Origin of the sequence: Zobellella aerophila (assembly GCF_039539325.1) — a bacterium.
Taxonomy (GTDB): Bacteria; Pseudomonadota; Gammaproteobacteria; order Enterobacterales; family Aeromonadaceae; genus Oceanimonas; species Oceanimonas aerophila.
On record NZ_BAABCX010000005.1, the window covers coordinates 63,652 to 83,633 of the forward strand.

At 56.5% G+C, this 19,982-nt stretch carries 18 protein-coding genes; 13 read left to right on the forward strand and 5 right to left on the reverse strand.

What is annotated here, in order from left to right; genetic code table 11:
- The first annotated feature begins 26 nt into the window (after positions 1 to 26).
- The 6 genes from ABD806_RS15155 to ABD806_RS15180 all read left to right on the forward strand — a co-directional run bounded on the left by ABD806_RS15155 (position 27) and on the right by ABD806_RS15180 (position 6,815).
- Entirely contained in the window at positions 27 to 1,184 is a 1,158-nt protein-coding gene (locus ABD806_RS15155; protein ID WP_344959531.1) for a glycerate kinase family protein, read from the forward strand.
- Positions 1,185 to 1,208: 24 nt separating this feature from the next.
- Positions 1,209 to 2,366 carry a CdaR family transcriptional regulator gene (locus ABD806_RS15160; protein WP_344959533.1) on the forward strand — a complete coding sequence of 386 codons (1,158 nt, stop codon included), beginning with the start codon at positions 1,209 to 1,211 and terminating at the stop codon, positions 2,364 to 2,366.
- A 388-nt stretch (positions 2,367 to 2,754) separates the two neighbouring features.
- Entirely contained in the window at positions 2,755 to 3,720 is a 966-nt protein-coding gene (locus tag ABD806_RS15165; protein ID WP_344959535.1) for a sialic acid TRAP transporter substrate-binding protein SiaP, read from the forward strand.
- Between the two features lie 122 nt (positions 3,721 to 3,842).
- Positions 3,843 to 4,313, forward strand: a complete 471-nt coding sequence (locus tag ABD806_RS15170; protein ID WP_344959537.1) for a TRAP transporter small permease — start codon at positions 3,843 to 3,845, stop codon at positions 4,311 to 4,313.
- A gap of 3 nt (positions 4,314 to 4,316) precedes the next feature.
- Positions 4,317 to 5,594: a TRAP transporter large permease gene (locus ABD806_RS15175; RefSeq protein ID WP_344959540.1), complete on the forward strand. Its 1,278-nt coding sequence runs from the start codon at positions 4,317 to 4,319 to the stop codon at positions 5,592 to 5,594.
- 36 nt (positions 5,595 to 5,630) lie between these two features.
- Complete coding sequence (locus ABD806_RS15180) at positions 5,631 to 6,815, forward strand: thiolase family protein (RefSeq protein WP_344959542.1); 1,185 nt, start codon at positions 5,631 to 5,633, stop codon at positions 6,813 to 6,815.
- A 165-nt stretch (positions 6,816 to 6,980) separates the two neighbouring features.
- On the opposite strand, the gene ABD806_RS15185 is transcribed toward ABD806_RS15180, so the two are convergent.
- Positions 6,981 to 7,901 (reverse strand): LysR family transcriptional regulator, encoded by a 921-nt coding sequence (locus tag ABD806_RS15185; protein WP_344959544.1) that lies wholly within the window; start codon positions 7,899 to 7,901, stop codon positions 6,981 to 6,983.
- 98 nt (positions 7,902 to 7,999) lie between these two features.
- Here ABD806_RS15185 and ABD806_RS15190 point away from each other — a divergent pair, with 98 nt between their 5' ends.
- From ABD806_RS15190 to ABD806_RS15215, 6 genes are all read left to right on the forward strand, one after another.
- Entirely contained in the window at positions 8,000 to 8,521 is a 522-nt protein-coding gene (locus tag ABD806_RS15190; protein ID WP_344959546.1) for a DMT family transporter, read from the forward strand.
- Between the two features lie 20 nt (positions 8,522 to 8,541).
- On the forward strand, positions 8,542 to 9,162 hold the full coding sequence (locus ABD806_RS15195; RefSeq protein ID WP_344959548.1) for an FMN-dependent NADH-azoreductase: 621 nt from the start codon (positions 8,542 to 8,544) through the stop codon (positions 9,160 to 9,162).
- 99 nt (positions 9,163 to 9,261) lie between these two features.
- A complete protein-coding gene (locus tag ABD806_RS15200; protein ID WP_344959550.1) occupies positions 9,262 to 9,858 on the forward strand; it encodes an O-methyltransferase in 597 nt (198 codons plus the stop codon).
- Between the two features lie 427 nt (positions 9,859 to 10,285).
- On the forward strand, positions 10,286 to 11,314 hold the full coding sequence (locus tag ABD806_RS15205) for a TRAP transporter substrate-binding protein (protein WP_344959552.1): 1,029 nt from the start codon (positions 10,286 to 10,288) through the stop codon (positions 11,312 to 11,314).
- Between the two features lie 48 nt (positions 11,315 to 11,362).
- The gene (locus ABD806_RS15210) at positions 11,363 to 11,986 is read left to right on the forward strand and encodes a TRAP transporter small permease (RefSeq protein ID WP_344959554.1); all 624 of its coding nucleotides are present in this window, start codon (positions 11,363 to 11,365) and stop codon (positions 11,984 to 11,986) included.
- A gap of 39 nt (positions 11,987 to 12,025) precedes the next feature.
- Positions 12,026 to 13,312, forward strand: coding sequence for a TRAP transporter large permease (locus tag ABD806_RS15215; protein ID WP_344959556.1), 1,287 nt, complete (start codon positions 12,026 to 12,028; stop codon positions 13,310 to 13,312).
- Between the two features lie 159 nt (positions 13,313 to 13,471).
- Here ABD806_RS15215 and ABD806_RS15220 read toward each other — a convergent pair whose 3' ends face one another.
- From ABD806_RS15220 to ABD806_RS15230, 3 genes are read right to left on the reverse strand one after another with little or no spacing between them, the layout of a single operon-like run.
- Positions 13,472 to 14,578 (reverse strand): mandelate racemase/muconate lactonizing enzyme family protein, encoded by a 1,107-nt coding sequence (locus tag ABD806_RS15220; RefSeq protein WP_344959558.1) that lies wholly within the window; start codon positions 14,576 to 14,578, stop codon positions 13,472 to 13,474.
- Between the two features lie 14 nt (positions 14,579 to 14,592).
- Positions 14,593 to 15,990 carry a YfcC family protein gene (locus ABD806_RS15225; RefSeq protein WP_344959560.1) on the reverse strand — a complete coding sequence of 466 codons (1,398 nt, stop codon included), beginning with the start codon at positions 15,988 to 15,990 and terminating at the stop codon, positions 14,593 to 14,595.
- On the reverse strand, positions 15,987 to 17,162 hold the full coding sequence (locus tag ABD806_RS15230; protein WP_344959562.1) for a M20 metallopeptidase family protein: 1,176 nt from the start codon (positions 17,160 to 17,162) through the stop codon (positions 15,987 to 15,989). Before ABD806_RS15230 ends, ABD806_RS15225 begins: the two co-directional genes overlap by 4 nt.
- A 238-nt stretch (positions 17,163 to 17,400) precedes the next feature.
- Here ABD806_RS15230 and ABD806_RS15235 point away from each other — a divergent pair, with 238 nt between their 5' ends.
- Positions 17,401 to 18,285, forward strand: coding sequence for a LysR family transcriptional regulator (locus ABD806_RS15235; RefSeq protein ID WP_344959564.1), 885 nt, complete (start codon positions 17,401 to 17,403; stop codon positions 18,283 to 18,285).
- 155 nt (positions 18,286 to 18,440) lie between these two features.
- Here ABD806_RS15235 and ABD806_RS15240 read toward each other — a convergent pair whose 3' ends face one another.
- Positions 18,441 to 19,745, reverse strand: coding sequence for an inosine/guanosine kinase (locus ABD806_RS15240; protein ID WP_344959566.1), 1,305 nt, complete (start codon positions 19,743 to 19,745; stop codon positions 18,441 to 18,443).
- Positions 19,746 to 19,982: the final 237 nt, after the last annotated feature.

The following is a 19,982-nucleotide window of genomic DNA, read 5'->3' on the forward strand; positions in this document are numbered from 1 at the left end:
GATTCATTATGGATGTTGAGGTAAAGATGAAAATTGTCGTCGCCATTGATTCTTTCAAAGGAAGCATGTCTGCCGAGCAGGCATGCAGTGCAGCCGCAAGGGGATTGCAAAAGGCCCTGCCCGACAGCAGTATTATTTGCATGCCTGTGGCCGATGGGGGAGAAGGATTGATAGCAACAGTGAAGAGTTGCCCCACCCTAAACGAAGCACAGTTAACCTATGTCGATGTCACGGGTCCCTATGGTAGCAAGGTGAAGGCCGCCTACTTGCGTCATGGCCGGATGGCGATAATTGAGATGGCGCAGTCATGCGGTCTTGAATTAACCCCCATCGAGCAACGCGATGTCAGGCTCGCCACCAGCTATGGTCTTGGTGAACTGGTCATGCATGCCTTGGCGTCGGGCTGCAATCACTTGATAATCGGGCTGGGTGGCAGTGCCACCAACGATGCAGGCATGGGCTTTGCTCAGGCACTGGGTGTCGATTTTTACAATCGGGAAGGCGGACTACTCCCCTCCCCGGCACGGGCCCTCGATATGCAGGAGGTATACTTTGTCGATATCAGCAAGCAGACCCACCTGCTAAAGGATGTTGTCATCGAGATATGCTGTGATGTCAGCAATCCTCTGTTGGGGAGCTCGGGGGCAACCATGATTTATGGGGCACAGAAAGGAGCGACCACAGGCGTTCTTGATGAATTAGAAACGGCGATGGCCAAGTACGCCTCAACCGTAGAGGCCTGCGTCAACAAACAGGCGACCGACACTCCCGGTGCGGGCGCGGCGGGAGGCATGGGAGCCGCCCTAATATGGTTTACCGATGCGCTTCTTAAACCCGGGATCCAGGTCGTACTTGACCTCATTCAGATTGATGATGTGCTTACGGGCAGTAATCTGGTGATCACCGGCGAAGGCAAGATCGATAAACAAACCGCTTTTGGCAAGGTCCCGGTCGGCGTGGCTCAACGTGCGGCCACACAGGGAATACCCGTAGTTGCCCTTGCCGGTACCCTCGATCAGCGGGATAACCCTCTGGAACTGCCAAATATCCTTGCTATGAGTTCTATCATACAAAAGCCAATGCAGCTGACCGAGGCGATGGCAGATGGAGAAGCGCTGATGGAGATGGCGGCAGAGCAACTCGGTCACACCCTAAGGGTGGGCCATCTTATTCATGCCCGATGAAAATGCTATCAACAGGCTGTACTTATGAAAATCAATACCGACTTGGCTAATGAAATCGCCAAAAGATCCATGGCCATTATTCATCACAATGTTAACGTTATAGATAACAACGGCATTATCATCGCATCTGGCAACCACAAGCGGATTGGCCTGAAACACGGTGCCGCCATTGAGAGTATCAAGAGAGGCGTACGGATCACCATCAATGATGATGCGGATGCCGCCCGCTATGAAAATACGGAACCCGGTATTAATCATCCGATCATGATAGGAGATGAGGTTGCCGTTGTAATCGGTATTAGTGGCAACCCTGTCATCATCGCCCGTTATTCAGAGCTGGCCATTCTCACCGCCGAGCTGCTGTTAAAACAAGCGCATGAGATAAATACTGCAAACTGGAGGAAAAGAGTAAATGACAGTTTAGTCAATGAGTTTATTGAATATGGAGACCAGGAGAGAGGTTTGTCAGCACTCGATAAAATTAATGAGGCAAGCAATATTCTACTTGCCGAAACCGTACCTATCATTATAAAAACAGACACTCGTACTCTGATGGTGGGAGAAGTCATCGACTCTTTACTGAGTAAGCTCTCCTCTACGATTGACACAGACAGGGTCATCCTGATACATCACAATGAAGTGCTGCTGCTTCCCCCTGCCGATGCCTCAATACCTACTATTATAGATAAAGCAGAGCTGGCCATTTCAAGCCAATTGAGCAGCTTTAAAATTGGTGTTGGCATTAAGGCCGGCTCACCACTAGATATCAGAGAGTCGATTATCTTTTCTCGCTCAGTCATAGATGTAGGAATAAAAGTAGATAGTGCAAAGAGAATCTATCGATTTAATGACATGGCAGTATTATGTCTATTGAAGGAACTGGAAACCAGCTACCTGGCAAGCTTTTTCAATAAAATCACCAATAACCTGATCGGACACGCCCAGGGAGAACAGCTTGTTGAAACCCTGGACTTATTTATCGAGAACAATGCAGAAATGGGTAAAACAGCAACCCAGCTAGGCATTCACAGAAACACCCTTTCCTACCGTTTATCAAGTATCAAGAAAATCACCCAGCTCGACCCTTTACAATTTCTGGACCTTCTACAACTGACCATCGCCATCCATTGTTACAGAAAAGAGCACCCCAGGAAGCACCTGTGGATCGAGACCATCAGCTGAACATATCCTCGCCGCCGGATAAGACCCACACCTAACCATGCCGGCCTCTTCCGACACTGGTGGCTGTCAAAATACACAACCTATCACCTTCCGTCACCCAGGCTAGCCCCTGAGTGGAAAATCATAACGCCGTTTTACTGACCTGCCACCTCTGGCGAGGGATCGGCATGCCCGCCAGAGTGTTACGGTTCCATCTTGTGTATTTGCACAAAGGTAGCCTTATGTTTCAATTTTGTAACTGTGCACGCGTTCAAATTTTTAGTGACAGACTCTGTTAATCTAGGTACATGGCTTAGTACACAACAAGCTATTTTAACGCGGACCGGCTTGAAGAGAATTTAATGGCTAGTACTTTCAATCGAGCTTTAACAAAAAGGAATATTTGATTATGAATAAGACAATCATCGCCTCTACCCTGCTCGCACTAATCTCTAGTTATTCCTATGCAGAAACTCTGAAACTGGGGCATGTATATGATGTCAACCATCCCTGGCATAAGAGCGCGGAAGAAGCTGCTCGCAGGGTTGCAGATAAAACTGAAGGTCGGGTTGAAATAAAAATTTTCCCATCTGGTTCACTTGGCTCAGAACAAGAACTGCTTGAACAAGTTGTTGTGGGCGGCGTAGACATTGTTGAAGTGGGTTCGGGACAGCTTGGTAATATTTTCAAGCCCATCATTATAACTGAAATGCCATATATCTTCAGAGATAATGAACACTTAATGCGCTTCTTCGAAAGTGAAGCTGCTGGAAAAATATTCGACGACTTCCGCCAACAGTTTAATGCTCATATCCTGGGCTCCAGCACTTGGGGGGTTCGCCATGTCATTGGCAATAAGCCAATAACTAACCCCGATGACTTCAGCGATTTCAAGCTGCGCGTACCTGAGCAGGCCATTACCGTAGCATATGCCAAAGCCATGGGTAGTAACCCTACCCCTGTCCCTTACTCCGAAGCCTATTTAGCCATGAGACAGAATATGGTCGATGGCCTGGAAAACCCCCTCGGTTCGATCAAGGCAATGAAATTCTATGAAGTTGGCAACAACCTAAGCCTGACTGGCCATGTGATTACCGCCGTTCACTATGTAATTAACGATAACTCTCTGCAGTCATTAAGCAACCAAGATAAAGAAACTGTGCTTGATGTGTTTAAAAACATGGGTCGGTATACCGCAGATCTGGTTGAAAAGGATGATGAAAAAGCGATAGAATTCTTCAAAGAAAAAGGCGTTAATATTGTCAACGTAGATCGTGACGCCTTCCGTGAAAAAACCAAGTCCATGTCCGATAATTACAAGGATAACTGGTCAGGGTATGGAGATCTCTATGCCGAGATTTCCAAAATAAAATAATTACACATTGCCTGAGCGACAATGTATAGCCGAATTAGCCCCTCATTAATTTTGAGGGGCTATGTTATTCACCGGCCGACCATGGAGCTCTCCCAACATGTCAAGCCAAGTCAGAGGGTGATATGATAAATATCTATAAAAAAATAGAAATGGCACTCCCTGCCATTATCTTTGCACTGATTTTTATAGTAATGATGATAAACATTGTCACCCGAGAGCTCTCTTCTCAAGCGCTTGATTGGCCAATTGAATTCAGCAGATACGCCTTGGTATGGCTGACATTCCTAGGAACTGTCTATCTATTCAGAACAGACAACCATATCAAGGTGGATGCTTTCTGGAATTACCTGTGCAAAAAATTAAACCCAAAAACAATTGCTGTTCTTGAGACACTAAAGCTATTGATTGTTATATTTTTCTCAAGCTTCCTATCTTATTATGGTTATGTTTTCTCTGAACGACTAAAATTCTTTAGCAGCCCATCACTTAATATCAGCCAGTCTTATCTGTATATTATTGTCCCTGTATCTGGCGCTTTAATTACATTAATCTCATTAATTAAAATCTACAACATCTTCACGAAAAGGGGCTGAGCGATGTTAATACTCATAGGAATGCTCTTTCTGTTTATGCTGCTGGGTATACCAGTTGCATTCTCTATAGGCGCAGCCTCTGTTATTTATGTATTCCTGGATCCTTCGCTGTCAGAAACCACGGCCGTACAGCGAATGGTTGCTGGTGTAAACTCATTTACCTTCTTGGCTATCCCCTTTTTCATATTTGCCGGCAATCTGATGAATAGCGGTGGCATCACCCACAGGATCTTTGAGTTTGCTGCCGTATGCGTGGGCCATATCCGTGGCGGCCTGGCCCATGTCAATGTGACCTCCAGTGTTATTTTTGCTGGCATGTCCGGTGCCGCCGTCGCAGATGCCGGTGGCCTTGGGGCTTCAACCATCAAGGCCATGCGAGCGAAAGGCTATGGTGAGCGGGTGTCCATTGGGGTAACGGCTGCCTCCTCCATTATCGGCCCAATCATCCCTCCCAGCATGGCGATTATTGTCTATGCCATCGCCTCATCCCAATCCATCGAACGCCTGTTCGCCGCAGGCATTGTTCCCGGATTTCTGATGGCGTTGTCACTGATGGTGATGATCTATCTATTCAGCGAGCGGCTGAAATGTCCGGATGAAAAAAAAGCCAGCCGCAAAGCAATTTGGGTTGCCTTTGTCCGGGCCCTTCCGTCTCTTATGGCTCCGGTGATCATCCTCGGTGGCATCTTTTCCGGCATATTTAGCCCGACTGAATCTGCCGCCATTGCCTGCAGTTACGCCATTATCTTAAGCATCATTTACAAAGACTTCAGCTATGCCTCGTTCAAGGCATCAGTCATGAGCTCGGTTGTCACATCCGTGCAGGTACTTTTAATTGTGGCCTCGGCCAACCTGTTTGCCTGGATACTAACGAGCAAGGAAGTACCACAAACCGTCTCTCAAGTGATACTTTCGACCACAGAAAATTACTTGCTCATCCTGTTAGCCCTCAATCTTTTATTGCTGCTGGTCGGCTTGTTCATGGAAACCGTGGCTGCGATAAACCTGCTGGTTCCCATTATCTTGCCGATCTTGACCATTGGTTTCGGCATGGACCCCATTCAGCTGGGTATTATTGTTGTGCTCAACCTGATCATCGGCACCCTAACCCCGCCTTTTGGCACCGTTCTTTTCGTGCTGAGCAGTGTCTCCAACACGCCTGTCGAAAAAGTCACAAAGTATACGGCAACCTTCCTGCCACCACTGCTGCTGGTATTGCTGCTGGTAAATATATTCCCGGCGCTGACCCTCTGGCTACCAGAGTTCTTCTTTGGCAAGTAGTTAACGAATCATTTATCACCGTTTTCAGGAGTAAACATGAAACATAACGACGATATCGTCATTGTCAGTGGTGCCAGGACAGCGATTGGTACACTGGGCGGCAGCCTTAAAGATGTACACCAGCATGATCTGGGGGCCATCACCATCCGTGAGGCCGTTGTGCGCGCCGGGATAGAACCGGCCATGGTCAATGAAGTGATAGTGGGTAATGTGGGGCAGGTCGCCGAAAGTGGATTTATTGGCCGTATTTGCCAGCTGAGGGCTGGCTTACCCAAAGAAACCACCGCCTATTCCGTTAACAGACAATGCGGCTCCGGACTGCAGGCAGTGGCTGACGGCATGATGCAAATTCAGACGGGTCAGGCCGACATCGTGGTAGCCTGTGGCACAGAAAACATGACCCAGCTGCCGTTCTATGTACGCAAGGGTCGTTACGGCTACAACATGGGCCACGGCACCCTCGAAGACGGGCTGATTTCCATCCTGACCTGGCCGGAAGGCCCCTACCACAACGGCATGACCGCCGAAAATGTGGCTGAACGCTTCAATATCAGCCGTGAGGAAATGGATGATTTTGCCGTGGCCAGTCAGCTCAAAGCGGCACAGGCAATAGAGAACGGCCTGTTCAAAGACGAAATTATACCGGTAGAAGTTAAAGCTGGCCGTAAGGAAACCAGGTTATTCGACACCGATGAGCATCCCAGGGCCGTTGCTCGTGAAAAACTCGCCAGCCTGCGTCCGGCATTCAAGGAGGGTGGCAGTGTGACTGCAGCCAACTCCTCCGGCATCAATGACGGCGCTGCCGCCGTGGTACTGATGAAACGCGCCAAGGCCCTGGAGCTTGGCCTGAGGCCCCGCCTGACCATCCGTGGCTGGTCGGTGGCCGGCTGTGAAGCCGAAATCATGGGCTTTGGCCCCGCGCCTGCGACCAAAAAACTGCTTAATAAGTTCAACCTGGAAGCCAATCAAGTTGATCTTTATGAGATCAACGAGGCGTTCGCCGCTCAAGCGCTGGCAGTCATGAAAGATCTAGGGCTCGATGAGCGGCGGGTGAACGTCAATGGCGGTGCCATCGCGCTTGGCCATCCGGTGGGGGCAACGGGCACTATTCTGACCGTCAAGCTGATGTATGAAATGGAGCGCAGAAACGCCAATACCGGCATCATCACCATGTGTATCGGCGGCGGACAGGGGATTTCCATGTTGTTTGAACGGGAATAAGGGTTTTCATCTGGGTTTTGCTGGCCATCATGGCCAGCTTTTTTTATCCCCGGTGCGAGGAAAAAGGATCCGAATGGTCAGCACCGCCAGCCACGGAGGGGTCTGAAGATGCAGGGGAGCCCGCGGTGGTGGCTTGCCATCAATAGGCTGCACGGGTGAAATAACCTATCCACTACCGCCGAACCCGTTACTGAAACGAGCACAGATCATATCCCGCAGCCAGCGATGGGCGGGGTCTTTATCCCGGCGGGGGTGCCAGGCCATCTGGAAGTTAAACGGCGGTATGGCAAAGGGGGGCTCAAATAGGGCCAGTCTGTTGCCTATGGCTTGCTCGCTCAGGGTCCGCCTGGCGATGGTCAGAACCAGGTCGGTATCCGGCAGCAGTTCATGGGCCATGCTCCAGTGCGGCAGGGTAATGCTGATATGCCGGGCCTTGCCGATGGCGGCCAGGGCATGATCGATTTCGTTGTTGAGGCCCGCCTTCATCACCACCAGAACATGCGGCCTGGCCAGCCAGGCCTCCAGTGACAGGCTGCCGCCGGCGGGCAGGGTGCGCGGATCGGCGACGGAGACAAAGGTCTCGCTGAACAGGGTCTGTTCCATCAGCTCCGCCGGCAAAGATGGAAAGACGCCCATCGCCAGATCGGTTTCGCCATCGATCAGATCCATCAGCATGCGCTCCCGGCTGGCCTGGGTGATCTCCAGATCAATGCCCGGCGCGGTATGGCGTATGGCCTTGACCAGTCCCGGCAAAACGACCCGGGAGCCATAGTCGGACATGCCGAAACGAAACAGGCGCTGGGTGGCTCCCGGGATAAAGGTCGGCGCCGCCAGTAATGCCCCCAGCTGCTCAAGGGCATCGGTCAGCGGTTGCATCAGTTCGCTGGCCCGGGTCGTCGGCTCAAGTCTGCCGGAGCGCCGGACCAACAGGGGGTCGTCGAAGATGCGCCGCAAGTGGGCCAGTGCATGGCTCACGGCGGGCTGACTCTTGTGCAGCCGCAATGCGGCCCGGGAAATATGCTTCTCGCTCAGTAGGGCGTGCAGGGTCAGCATCAGGTTAAGGTCGATCCGCCGCAAATTATTCATGAAACGAATACCGAAAGTTAAAACCTAGAATTTCAATTCAATATCAGAATAACCTAGCCTGTTGTCAACCATTCCTGCTACCTGAAGTGGCCAATATTATGACCTTGAATCATTCTGTACTGACCCTGCTATCCATGGCCGTCGCGTTAGTTGCCGGCGCCCTTATCCCCTTCCAGTCCGCCAGCAACGCCGCCCTCGGCCGGGCCCTGGGCCACCCGCTGTGGGCCACCGTTGTCTCTCTGGTGGTCAGCCTGCTGGTGGTGCTGCCGGTTCTGCTGGCCATGCGTGCCCCCGCGCCTTCTTTTGGCCAGGCGCTGCAGATGCCGGCCTGGATATGGACGGGGGGGATCGTCGGGGTATTTTATCTCACCGCCACCCTGATGCTGGCGCCTCGCTTGGGGGCTACCGGGCTGATGGTGTGCGTGATGGCCGGACAGATGATGGCGGCCTTGGTCATCGATCAATTCGGCCTGATGGGGCTTGCCGCCCGTCCCATCAACCTTGGCCGCACTGCCGGCGTCATGGTCATGGTGGTCGGCATGTGCCTGGTCATCTTCTCCTCACCCACGGTCGAGCACGGCGTCAATAAAAAGCCACTGGCCGCCTCGGCAACAAAATAACCGCGATTAAAGGCATGACGATGAAAACCCTAATAGTTACGGCATCCATCATGGGTGAACAGGGCTGCTCCACCCACTTGGCCGGACGTGTTAAGCATCACCTGATAAACCACGGGGTGAACCCGCTCTTCACCGAGCGGGATCTGGTTAAAGACAACCTGCCGCATCTGACGGCCCCCGAATTTTCCAGCTGGTGGCAAGAGGGTGCCGATAAGGAGCTATTACCGTCACAGTGTGATTCCGATGCCCTGCTCGAAGAGCTGCAAGCACATGATCTTATTGTACTGGCCATTCCCACCTACAACTTCGGCATGCCCAGCCAGTTCAAGGCCTGGTTTGATCGCATCCTCAGGCCCGGCATTAGTTTTCGCTACACCTCGGGTAGGCCGGAAGGGCTGCTCTCGAACAAGCCGGTGCTGGTGCTGATAACGCGAGGCGGCCTGCTGTCTGACACGGCACCGGACCATCAGACGTCCTATATAACCACCCTGCTGGCGTTTATCGGCCTGACCGACATTCGCTTTATCTATGCCGGCGGCCTTAATATGGGTGATAAAGTCAAAACCCGGGCCCTGGCGGAGGCTGATAGCCAAATAGCAGGCTATGTCCGCCGTATTGCGGGCCGGGACAGCCATGATTGAACCCCGGATATTGGCGCATGCTCCCGAACGCGGTTTATCCCGGGTTTCCAGGTCAGGAGCGGCGGCCTTCAGCCGGCGGGCACAGCAAGAGGAAAAGGTATGAATCCACAGCTTGCACAACTGAAACAAAAGCTGGAGCAATTTGGCCGGCAGAACGACGCCGCTAACCAGGCTCGAAGCGGGCGTATGCTGAATATCACCCGGGATACCGGCGAGTTTCTGTCGGTATTGATACAGGCCACGGCGGCGCGCAATATCCTGGAAATAGGCACCTCCAACGGCTACTCCACCCTCTGGCTGGCAGAGGCAGCGCACATCACCGGCGGCAAGGTGATCACGGTGGAATACGCCGAGCACAAATTTGCCATGGCCCGGGAGAATTTCGCCGCCTCCGGCCTGGCCGGGATCATCGAGCCGCACTGTATCGACGCCGGGCAGCTGTTGCCCCGGCTGGCGCCCGCCTCCCAGGATCTGATTTTCCTCGACTCGGAGCGCTCCGAATACCTCGGCTGGTGGCCCGGCCTGCGCTCCGTGCTGCGCCCCGGCGGCCTGCTGGTGGTCGACAATGCGCTCTCGCATCAACAGGAGCTGACCGAGTTTACCCGGCTGGTTGCCGCCGATCCCGTTTTTACCAGCTGCCTGGTACCGGTCGGCAAGGGCGAGCTGCTCGCCACCAAGGCCAGGATCCGTGAATAAGGAGACGGCCGTTCCCTGCTATCCCCTTCCAGGTAACCGATAGAACAGGCCGCGCCATGGGTCCGGTCAATCACAGCTCCCCGGCGGGCATACCGCCGGAGCCGTTTTCCTGTAACCCGGGTGTGCCCCGTTGGCGTAATCTGCCGAAAAATAATTAGTATTGAAACCATATTAACCCCATATCCCGCCGCCACCATTAACGACTCTCGCCGCCAGAGCATTGTACAGGGCCCTGTGCGAACCGCGCCACCAGCCGTGCGCCACACCGCCAGTAACAAAAAATAAATCAATAATTCAATCTGTTGTAATGCATCATCCCGCTAAAAAACCGGTCCTCCAATGGGGCTCACCGCTTGCACAAGCTGTTTTATTTTGTCAGTCTTGACTGGCCTGTAGGAAGTTACAACTCAAAAAATGGAGATGCGCGATGAACAGCTTCAGTAAGCTCGGAAAACTGGCCGGCATGTCGGCCCTGGCCTTTGCAGCCATCACAGCCGCAAACTCGGTGAGTGCCGCCAACTGGCGTTACGCCCATGAAGAGTACGAAGGCGATGTTCAGGACGTCTACGCCTACAAGTTCAAGGAATACATAGAGGAACACTCGGATCACAGCCTGCAGGTTTACCGTTTTGGCGAACTGGGCGAATCCGACGACATCATGGAACAAACCCAGGCCGGCATCCTCAACTTCGTCAACCAGTCTCCCGGTTTTACCGGCTCGCTGATCCCCGAGGCCCAGATCTTCTTCATTCCCTACCTGATGCCGACCGACATGGACAGGGTGATCGGCTTCTTCCGCAACAGTGAAGCCATCAACCAAGATTTCCCCAGGCTATATGCCGAAAAGGGGCTGGAACTGCTGAAGATGTACCCGGAAGGGGAAATGGTGATCACCCTGGACGAGCCCGTCACCACCCCGGAAGGGCTGGACAACAAGAAAATCCGGGTCATGACCAACCCGCTGCTGTCGGAAACCTACTCCGCCTTTGGCGCCACCCCGACCCCGCTGCCCTGGGGGGAAGTGTACGGCGCACTGCAGACCAACATGATCCAGGGCCAGGAAAACCCCATCTTCTGGATTGAATCCGGCGGCCTCTATGAAGTTTCCCCCAACCTGATTTTTACCGGCCATGGCTGGTTTACCACCGCCATGATGGCCAATCAGGATTTCTACAACGGCCTGTCTGACGAAGACAAAAAGCTGGTGCAGGACGCGGCCGATTACGCCTTTGAAGAAATTATCGCGCATATCGACGGTCTGGCCGAACGCTCGCTCGAGAAGATCACCAGCAACAGCGACAAGGTGACCGTCACCCGTCTGAATGCCCAGCAGGTCGCCGCCTTCAGGCAACGCGCCCCGCAGGTGGAAGACAAGTTTGTCGAGATGACCGGCAAGCGGGGCCAGGAGCTGCTGGACAAATTCAAGCAGGATCTGCAAGAGATACAGCACAACTGAGTCTGGCGCCGGTTCCTGCCGGGAGCCGGCGGTTCTGGAGTAACACCCATGTCCGAGCATTCCCGCGAGATAGAAGACGACACCGGCACCTACCGGTCGGGCCTGCCCGGCTGGCTGGGCACCGTCGATGAATGGATCGCCAGGGGGGAGGCAATCATGCTGGCCGCCGGCGTGCTGCTGATGGCAATCAACACCTGCGTCGGCGTCGTTGCCCGCTTTGTATTCGGAGAAGGGCTGTTCTTCTCCGGCGAAATCAACCGCATCCTGATTATCTTCATCACCTTCGCCGGTATCGGCTATGCGGCCCGCCATGGCCGCCATATCCGCATGTCGGCGCTGTACGATGCTTTCCCCGCCAAAGTTCGCAAGGTACTGATGATTATCATCGCCCTGTTTACCTCGACGGTGATGTTTTTCCTCTGCTATCACGCCTATGGCTATATAGAAACCCTGTATGGCCGCGGCCGCATCCTGCCGGCACTGGGTGTTGAAATCTGGTGGATCTATATCTGGGCCCCGGTCGGCTTCGCCATCACCGGCATCCAGTATCTGCTGACGGCGGTCAAGAATATCACCGGCGGCCCCGTGTACCTCTCCACCCAGGTGGTGGACGGCTACGCCGACACCGACACCGACACCGACACCGACACCGACACCGACACGCAAGTGTGACCCCGGCCGCTTCCCGACCAGACGACAAAGGAATTCCTCATGGCAACGATATTGATGATCATCATGATCGGGCTCCTGCTGCTGGGCTTCCCTATGATGATCCCGTTGACGACGGCCGCCGTCGTCGGCTTTGTGATGATGTTCGACGGCTTCGGCCAGATGGGCACCCTGATCCAGCAGATGATGGCCGGGATCCGCCCCGCCTCCCTGATTGCCGTGCCCATGTTCATCCTGGCCGCGGATATCATGACCCGCGGCCATTCGGCAGACCGGCTGATCAACATGGTGATGGCCTTTATCGGCCACATCAAGGGCGGCCTGGCGATCAGCACCGCCACCTCCTGCACCCTGTTCGGGGCCGTATCGGGCTCCACCCAGGCGACGGTGGTGGCGGTGGGCTCACCGTTGCGCCCGAAAATGCTCAAGGCCGGTTATTCCGATCCTTTCACCCTGGCGCTGATCATCAACGCCAGTGACATCGCCTTCATGATCCCGCCAAGCATCGGCATGATTATCTACGGCGTGATTTCCGAGACCTCCATTGCCGAGCTGTTTATCGCCGGCATAGGCCCTGGCCTGCTGATCCTGGTGATGTTCTCGCTCTACTGCCTGTATTACGCCTACAGAAACCAGGTCCCCACCGAGCCCAGGGCCAGCTGGCGGGTGCGGGTCCGCGCGGTGCGGGATGCCTTGTGGCCGCTGTTCTTCCCGGTGATCATAGTGGGCGGCATTTACGGCGGTATCTTCAGCCCCACCGAGGCGGCAGCGGTCTGCGTGCTCTATGCCTTTGTGCTGGAGTTTCTGATCTTCCGCTCGCTCAAGCTCGCCGAAATCTATCGTATCGCCAAATCCACCGGCCTCATTACCGCCGTGGTGTTTATCCTGGTGGCCGTCGGTAACGGCTTTTCCTGGATACTCTCCTTCGCCCAGATCCCCCAGACCATACTGGAGGCGGCGGGCGTCAACCAGGCCGGGCCGGTGGGCGTACTGGTCACCCTCTGTGTGGCCTTCTTTATCGCCTGCATGTTCGTCGATCCGATAGTGGTGATCCTGGTGCTGACCCCAATCTTCGCCCCGGCGATTCAGGCCACCGGCCTGGATCCGGTACTGGTGGGAGTGCTGATCACCCTGCAGGTGGCCATCGGCTCGGCCACCCCGCCGTTCGGTTGCGATATTTTCACCGCCATCGCCATCTTCAAGCGTCCCTATCTGGAGGTCATTCGCGGCACCCCGCCTTTTATCTTCATGCTGATTGTCGCAGCCGGGCTGATCATTGCCTTCCCGGATATCGCCCTGTTGCTGCGTGATCTGGCCTTTGCCGACTGACGTCAGGCCGGAGTGGTGGAGCTGGCTTCCAAATAACCGCTAACCCGGGGCCCTGGCCCCGACAAAAAGCCCCGGAGCCTTGAACGGCTCCGGGGCTTTCTTATGTTTCCGGCAACACAGCCCGCTCGGGATCCGTGCAGCCGCGGGCCCGCCGTGGTGTCAGTTTACTCTGTCCTCGAAGGTACTCAGTGCCCGTACCCTTTCCTCGTCCACCCGGACGCCGAGGCCCGGGGCGGCGGACAACTCGATATGGGTCTCGCTGCCGGGCATGTCGGCGACGTCGGCGGAAATCATCGCCGGTCCCACCAAATCGTTAGCCACTATGTTGCTGTGGGCCAGCGCCAGGTGCGCCCCCGCCAGGGTGGCCACCGACGATTCCACCATGGAGCCGATCTGACAGGGAATGTCGGCGGCGAGGCCGAGTTCGGCCATGGCCCGGGCGGCGTGCAAGCCCCCCGATTTCATCAGTTTGATGTTGACCATGTCCGCCGCCTGGCGACGGACCACCGCCAGCATGTCGCGTACCCCGTGGATGGGTTCATCGGCCATGATCAGCGCCTCGGTGGCCTGGGTGACCCGGGCCAGCGCATCCAGGTTCTCAATGGAGACAGGCTGTTCGAACCACTCCACCCGATAGGGAGACGCCTGCCGTATGACCTGCAGGGCCTGCTTGGCACTCCAGCCCTGGTTGGCGTCCACCCGCAGGGCCACGCCCGGCGCCATCGCCTCCCGGACGCGGGCGATGCGTTCCACATCCAGCTCGGGAGCATCGCCGAGCTTGATCTTGACCGAGCTATGGCCCCGGGCACAGGCTTCCCGCGCCTGGCGCGCCATTTCCTCCGGTGCCAGCATGCTGATCACGCAGGGCAGCTCGAGGCGGGCGTGATAACGCCCCCCAAGCAGGCTATAGAGCGGCACCTTGCAGTGCCGGGCCAGCAGATCGTGCAGGGCGATATCCAGGGCGGCCTTGGCGGAAGGGCTGTGGCGGATGCGCGCCTCCGCGGTCTTGTGGAAGGCGCCGATACCGTCGAAGGAACGCCCGATCAGTAACGGTGCCAGCTCCCTGGCGATGATCTGCCGGGCCGACTGCCAGGTTTCCCCCGAGACATGCTGGTCGACGACCGCCTCCCCCCAACCGGTTTCGCCCGAGGTGGAGTCGATCCTGACCAGGATGCTTTCGATATCTTCATAGGTGTCGTAGGCGATCTTGAAGGGCTGCTTGAGCGGCAGGCGCACGCCATAGACGGTGATCTGTTTAATCTGCATAAGAGAGCTTCCTTTCAGGACCAGGAAAGATAATAGGCAAGGGTGACCATGCCGGCGGCCAGCATCAGCTGGATGAGGAACAGCGGCATAATCCATCTGATCCATTTGCTCCAGGAAACCCCAGCCACCGACAGCCCCGCCATGAAGTAGCCGGAGGTGGGGGTGACGATGTTGGTGATGCCGTCGCCCAGCTGGAAGGCCAGCACCGCGGTCTGGCGGGTGACGCCCACCAGATCGGCCAGCGGCACCATCAGCGGCATGGTCAGGGCTGCCTGGCCACTGCCGGAAGGCACCAGGCAATTGAGGAACAGCTGCACCAGGAACATGCCGACCGCAGTGAACACCGGCGGCATGCCGCCAAGCAGCTGCTCAAGGTGGTAGAGGATGGTATCCAGGATGCTGCCGTTCTTGAGCACGATCAGGATGCCGAAGGCAAACCCGACCACCAGCGCGCCCATGGCGATGTCCTTGAGTCCGTTGACGAACTGTTCGGCGATCTCGTTGGGGCTCATGCGGGCAAAACCCCCGACCAGCATGCACATCAGCAGGAATACGCCGGACATTTCGCCGATATACCAGCCATGGCGGATCACGCCGTAGGCAATCAACAGGATGGAGCCGGCGAAGGCCGACAGGATCAAGCGGTCGGCATGGGTCAGGGGGCTGTCGCTGAGCGCATCCTGGCTCCCGGCGGCGCCGGGCACCGGAACCGATTTCACCCTGGCGGCATAACGGGTCACGAAAGCAATGCTCACGCCGACGAATACCAGCCAGTAAACGACCCGCAGGCCCATGCCCGAAAACATCGGCAGCTGGGCAATGTCCTGGGCCACGCCGACGGTAAAGGGGTTCATGAAGGCGGCGGAGAAGCCGGCGCCAGCGCCTACCAGGGGGACGGCGGCGGCGATCATAGAGTTATAGCCCAGCATCCTCATCATGGGCGCCAGGATGATGATGAAGGCGATGGTTTCCTCGGCCAGACCAAAGGTGGCGCCCCCGATGGCAAACAACAGCATCAGCAACGGGATCAGTATGATGTCATGGCCCGACAGGCTGCGGCTGATACTGGCCACCAGTTTCTGCAGCACCCCCGTGGCCTTGAGCACACCGAAGGCGCCCCCTGAGATAAAGATGAAGAAGATGATGCTGCTGCCTTCCTTCATGCCCTCGAACACCGCGATAAACGGCGTGAGCAAGGTCGCTTTCTGGCCATCGATGGTCGCGTAGCTGCCGGGTACCACCACCGTCTTGCCCTGTTCGGAGATCACCCGCTCATAGCTGCCCGCGTCGATGAGATAGGTCATCGCGGCCGCGACGCAGATAAAGGTGAACAAAACCACGAAGATATGGGGAAAACCAAGCTGCCGGCGCGGTGCTGCCTCGAGCGTGGTGGTTCTTTCTAGATGACTCATATTACCCCCTGAACCAATCGGTTGCTGTCGAGAAAACGCCGGGCGGCATGGGCAAGAAAGCGGCTGCCTTTTTCCAGGATGCCGTCGTTGAAGTCATAGTCGGGCTGGTGCAACTGTGGGGCGGCGCTACCGCAGCCATTGCCAATCCAGGCATAGGCGCCGGGTACCTTTTCGAGGAAGGCCCCCATGTCGTCTGCCCCCATGCTGATCGGATGATCCACCAGCAGGGCCTCGCCCCACAACTCTGCGACCACGCTGCGGGAAAGGGCAGCACAAGCCGGATCATTGGCCACCGGCGGGGTCGAGGGGCGGTAGTCAATGGCCGGAGAGCACCCCGTCGCCAGGGCGATGCCCTCCACGATATCGTGGATACGTTTTTCGATCTGCCGTCTGATCTCGGGCTTGAAACTGCGGGCGGTGCCTTTAAGCCTGGCCGAGGCCGGGATAATGTTGCTGGCATGGCCGCTCTGGAGGCTGCCGACACTGACCACGGCGATATCCTCGGGATTGGTATTGCGGCTGACTATCTGCTGCAGGGCGGTCACGAACAGCCCGGAGGCCAACACCGGATCCGGTGCCAGATGAGGCATGGCGCCATGGCCCCCCTCGGAGTTGAACCGGACCTCGAAGTCATCGCTCGAGGCCATGTGCGGCCGGTCATGGACGACAAAACATCCAGCCTCGACCCCCGGCCAGTTATGCAGTCCAAAAATGGCGTCGATGGGAAACCGCTCCAGCAAGCCATCGTCGAGCATGGCCGGAGCCCCGGTGCCGAGTTCCTCGGCCGGTTGGAAGATAAGCACCACGCGGCCGGAGGAAGGACGATTCTGCACCAGTGAGAGTGCTGCCCCGGCCAGCATCGCCGTATGGCCATCGTGGCCGCAGGCATGCATGACGCCCTGATGGCTGGAACGATACTCGATGGTGTTCTCTTCGCTCAGCGGCAGGGCATCCATGTCGGCCCTCAGGCCCACGCTGCGACCGGCGGACAGGCCGTTGATGATGCCGACCACGCCGTGGCCACCGATGCCCTGATGCACCTCGTCGACGCCGATCTCCCGCAGCATGCCGGCCACCCGCTCGGCCGTTTGCTGCTCGCCACAGGAAAGCTCCGGAAAACGATGAAGCTCGCGCCGAAAGGCAATCATGCGCTCTATATCACGCTCTTTCATTCGCTAGATCCCTCTATATGTCATTGCCAAAAACTGGCTTTCTCCTCCGTGGACGGCGCTCCTCCTCTTTGCAGGAAGCGCGTCGTCTGGGAAAAGCGGCCATGAAATAGCCATTCGTGATGTTGCACTAAAAGGCGTTTTTCATCATATTCAATGAGTTAAGGGCGGAAAAATACTTCTTCTCGATAGGGACATGCCTTTTTGATATGCCACAGGCCGTTTGGGACGAGATGACGCTATGGATATAAGAAAACTGAAGTACTTCCTGTCGGTCGTGGATGAAGGTTCCATCACTTCGGCGGCGAAAAAAATTCCCATTGCCCAGCCGGCATTAACCCGGCAAATACGGCTGCTCGAAGAAGGGCTGGGTACCCGGCTGCTCGACAGAAATCACAAGGGGGTGGTCTTAACCCGGGCGGGGGAGTTCCTGTATGACAACGCCATGCGCCTGGTGGCCGACTTTGATAACGTCGCCAAGAAAACGAAAGCCATAGCGGATGGCGATGTGGACAGCCTGTCCATCGGCATCACCACCATTCATCCCTACATTCCCGGCATTTCTGGGTTGATCAGCCGGTTTCGTGCTCAGTATCCGGAGATTCAGCTGTCACTCGAATCCATGTTGTCCGGCCCCCAGACCACCGCTATCCTCCAGGGCAGCATCGACGCCGGTATCCTGTTCATTGAACCCGACGACGAGCCGCTGCTGGATACCCTGCCCATCGGCACTTTCCGCATGGCGGTGATCACCAGCCGTTCCTCCGGCTCGCTTGGCAAGGTGCCCACCTCGCTACGCGACTTTGATGGCGCCCCCTTCATCCGCTTCAAGCGTAACTCGACGCCGGGCAGCTACGATCGCATCGACCGGCATTTTCGTGACGCGGGCATCACGCCCAACATAGTGCAGGAATGCCACGATGACATCACCATTCGTGGCCTGGTGGCAACCGGGATGGGCTACGCCATCATGCCCAGTATCCTGGCGGCGGGCGACGATAACCTCATCGCCTATGAACTCGATGATCTCCCCATTTATTCCCCGCTGATGCTGGCATGGCGCCAGGGCTGCAAGTCGGCCGAGATTGAGTCGCTATGCCGTGTGGCCATGGGTGCGAATACATGACGAGCAACATGCATCGGTCCATCCCATGAGTGATTACCGAACGGTGGACAATGAATCTGCACTGGTCGGTGATCTTACTTATGTCCAGCTAGAGGATGCTGGACAGCTTGTCGCCGCCCGCTTATCACGGGTAGGACCAAAACCCAACGCCAGCCTCAACGGGCCCAGTATGTTTCTTCAAGAGAGTCCTCCCGCTCGGGCAGGCCCCGGGACAGCCGCGGCGAATGCTGTACCAGCACCTCGAAGCTGACCCGGTTGGCGTATTTACTGACCTGGGACAGGGAGGAATAGCTCAGGTGAGGGGCCCGGTGCTTGGCGCTGCCGGGCACATTCTGGCGATGATAGCCGTTGGCCGCCATATCGTGCAGCAGGGCGGCCAGGGCGCCGTCGCCGGCACCATTGGTATTCTTGATCCGCTCGGGTCCGCCCATATAGGGCGCGATATGGGTGTAGATCTTGCGCGCCTGCCGGCAGTCGGCCCGGCGCATGGGCCGGGAATATTCGTAACGGTTGAATTCAGGGATGGTGCCGGGCAGCAGCTCGCGGCCGGTTTCCCGCCTGTGGGCCTCATCCACATAGCCGGCCAGATACAGGCCGATGGGGCCGGCGGTGCACAACACCAGATCGGCCCACTCCAGCACCCGTTCACAGGCCCGCAGCGGCTCAGAGATACCGGTCAGGGCCAGGGCCTCGTCCTCGTTCATCGCCACCACGGTCACATAATCCCGGATAAACTGCTGCCACCATTCCCGGCGATCTTCCACGATAAACTTGGTCCCCATGGTCAGCACCACGGGCACTCCCGCCTCCCTTGCCCAGGTTACCGCCTGCAGGGCGGTGTCCTGCATCGGTTCGTCCGTATCACAGCGCATCAGGTAGGCGGTGATCACCAGCGCCGAGGCCGACTGAATTTGTTCCTTGTCCAGGTAGGCCGGCGCCAGCCGGTCCATCATCCCCTTGTTGATGGCGAAGCTGCGTTCGCCGTCGGCCGAAATCAGGGTAATGCACTGGCCGATGGAGCCGGTCACCGGCTGCAGATAGTTGAGATCGACCCGCGACGAGGTATTGCACAGGTAGCGATAGGCGGAGGTACCGACCCGGATCTGCTCGTTCATCACCCCGAACAGCACGGATCTGTCGTCCGCCAGCACGGAGTAGTTATGCAGGGTATTGCCGATGGTGCCGCCGGCAAACTCGGACACGATCAGCCGGCCGGCCAGCAGTTCGTCGTAGATGGCCTGGGCGCGGGCAGGCTCCAGCACCATCGAATGCCCCTTGGACAGGCCATGCCTGGCCAGAAAGTCATCCGGCACATGGGCCTCGATATCGACCATCACCTGATCGATGCCGCAGATATGCCCGGGCACCGGTTTGTTCTGGGGCAGCAGCTCACTCAACAACGGATTACGGGCTTCGATCGGGAAAAAGTGCTTATGTTTACGCTGGCCGGGAAATTTCATTGGCTTACCACCCACAGGAACAGGCCCAAGAGTCTAGCAAAAAGCCCCCTGCGGGACAGCGGCCGCACAAAAATCAAACGTTTTCCGGGCAGAAAAAATATCATCCACCGCCCTTCCTGACCGCATCATCCTCCTCGAGGGACGGTGCTGCGCCGTTGCTTGGTCACGGCCTGCCCGGTTCTCTAGCAGAAAAAGATGACCGCCCGATGACAATGCGCCATGATCCGCACACTCAGA

Excerpts from the sequence above, each read along its gene's own strand:
- ABD806_RS15155 (WP_344959531.1), top strand. The coding sequence starts at position 27 with ATGAAAATTGTCGTCGCCATTGATTCTTTCAAAGGAAGCATGTCTGCC.
- ABD806_RS15160 (WP_344959533.1), top strand. The coding sequence starts at position 1,209 with ATGAAAATCAATACCGACTTGGCTAATGAAATCGCCAAAAGATCCATG.
- ABD806_RS15165 (WP_344959535.1), top strand. The coding sequence starts at position 2,755 with ATGAATAAGACAATCATCGCCTCTACCCTGCTCGCACTAATCTCTAGT.
- ABD806_RS15170 (WP_344959537.1), top strand. The coding sequence starts at position 3,843 with ATGATAAATATCTATAAAAAAATAGAAATGGCACTCCCTGCCATTATC.
- ABD806_RS15175 (WP_344959540.1), top strand. The coding sequence starts at position 4,317 with ATGTTAATACTCATAGGAATGCTCTTTCTGTTTATGCTGCTGGGTATA.
- ABD806_RS15180 (WP_344959542.1), top strand. The coding sequence starts at position 5,631 with ATGAAACATAACGACGATATCGTCATTGTCAGTGGTGCCAGGACAGCG.
- ABD806_RS15185 (WP_344959544.1), bottom strand. The coding sequence starts at position 7,901 with ATGAATAATTTGCGGCGGATCGACCTTAACCTGATGCTGACCCTGCAC.
- ABD806_RS15190 (WP_344959546.1), top strand. The coding sequence starts at position 8,000 with ATGACCTTGAATCATTCTGTACTGACCCTGCTATCCATGGCCGTCGCG.
- ABD806_RS15195 (WP_344959548.1), top strand. The coding sequence starts at position 8,542 with ATGAAAACCCTAATAGTTACGGCATCCATCATGGGTGAACAGGGCTGC.
- ABD806_RS15200 (WP_344959550.1), top strand. The coding sequence starts at position 9,262 with ATGAATCCACAGCTTGCACAACTGAAACAAAAGCTGGAGCAATTTGGC.
- ABD806_RS15205 (WP_344959552.1), top strand. The coding sequence starts at position 10,286 with ATGAACAGCTTCAGTAAGCTCGGAAAACTGGCCGGCATGTCGGCCCTG.
- ABD806_RS15210 (WP_344959554.1), top strand. The coding sequence starts at position 11,363 with ATGTCCGAGCATTCCCGCGAGATAGAAGACGACACCGGCACCTACCGG.
- ABD806_RS15215 (WP_344959556.1), top strand. The coding sequence starts at position 12,026 with ATGGCAACGATATTGATGATCATCATGATCGGGCTCCTGCTGCTGGGC.
- ABD806_RS15220 (WP_344959558.1), bottom strand. The coding sequence starts at position 14,578 with ATGCAGATTAAACAGATCACCGTCTATGGCGTGCGCCTGCCGCTCAAG.
- ABD806_RS15225 (WP_344959560.1), bottom strand. The coding sequence starts at position 15,990 with ATGAGTCATCTAGAAAGAACCACCACGCTCGAGGCAGCACCGCGCCGG.
- ABD806_RS15230 (WP_344959562.1), bottom strand. The coding sequence starts at position 17,162 with ATGAAAGAGCGTGATATAGAGCGCATGATTGCCTTTCGGCGCGAGCTT.
- ABD806_RS15235 (WP_344959564.1), top strand. The coding sequence starts at position 17,401 with ATGGATATAAGAAAACTGAAGTACTTCCTGTCGGTCGTGGATGAAGGT.
- ABD806_RS15240 (WP_344959566.1), bottom strand. The coding sequence starts at position 19,745 with ATGAAATTTCCCGGCCAGCGTAAACATAAGCACTTTTTCCCGATCGAA.